Raw genomic sequence first — 1,175 nt, 5'->3', positions numbered from 1 at the left:
ATCCCTGTTTTGGTAAATAGCTCTCGCGCTTCCGCCCAAAACTGAATCACATCCTTTTTGATACCTTCTACATCCATTTTTCCAACTTCAACAGGTAGCCAACGCCGATTACCTGTTTTATCACCTAAAAATTCGTTTTCATTTGTCGTACCAATACTCAATGAGCGTCTGGGAAATTGGGTGGCGAATTCTTTAAACTTGGGGATCCACTTTTCATGTGTACGCGTGACAAAGGCTTTGATGGATTCCAGTTCTTTAGTATTAAGTCCGCGTAATTCGCTAATTTCTGCCACCAGACAGCCTCGCATCTTACGCGCCAGATCATCATCTTTTTCCGCGAAGGAAATTTCAGTAAAAAAAGCTGGATCAGGGGATAACGCCGCCACCCCTGAAGATTTCCCAGAACCTTGTGCACCCACCAAGATCGGTACCATATCCGCTTTGATACCGGGCTTTAATACTCTTCCCGCAAGGGCTGTCCACATATAGCGCGATACCGCACGCGTATAAGCGGTGTCCTCAGTACCAAAATGGGTATGGTAAAACTTTTCGATACGCGGTATGCCATCCCATTCGAGGCTTTTTATCCATTCCATAGCTGAATCAAAGGGATTTTCATCCGCAGCTAGTAATACCACATCCCGAATTAACTCACGTCCCACTGCTTTAAATCCTCGCTTTTCCATTGTGATACGCAATCGGGAATAATCGGCATCAGTAAAGGTTTGCCACGCTTTAGTGCCAACAGGTGCAAACATGATCTCATCCCTGAAAGTATCAAACCGAATTTCTACACCGACAAAATCAGCGCACATAACCGCTTTAGCCGCATTGTCAATCGTGGCTTCAATTTGGCCTGAGGTTTTATTGCGTTTAAACGTAGGCCATTTTGAATTTTCAGTAGGGTCTGTTAGATCTTCGAACTCATCTACCGTGGCAACCGCCGTTTTCAATCGCTCGACACCAGGATTTACCCATCCTGCTTTTTGCGCTAGACTGAATATTGCTTGATAGCCTGTTCTTTCGGCACGTAGCTCAGGCCATTTGGCTTCTGCAGCGGATATGTCTCCTTTATCTGCTGCAGAAGACCAATCAAGCCACATCTTTTTAGCTTCATCTTCAAAGTGTGTGTCTTTAAACCAGGCGAGGCGATTGCCCATATCCACCCATGAAGG

At 45.4% G+C, this 1,175-nt stretch carries 1 protein-coding gene; it reads right to left on the bottom strand.

The annotated features are described in order from the left end of the window. A partial coding sequence (locus tag G468_RS22040; RefSeq protein WP_248604909.1) for a virulence-associated E family protein occupies window positions 1-1,175 on the bottom strand: 1,175 nt, incomplete at both ends.

The sequence above is a fragment of the Arsenophonus nasoniae DSM 15247 genome (assembly GCF_000429565.1).
Lineage (GTDB): Bacteria > Pseudomonadota > Gammaproteobacteria > Enterobacterales > Enterobacteriaceae > Arsenophonus > Arsenophonus nasoniae.
Note: the sequence above shows the minus strand (reverse complement) of the source record. Positions and strands in the feature narration are given on the sequence as shown.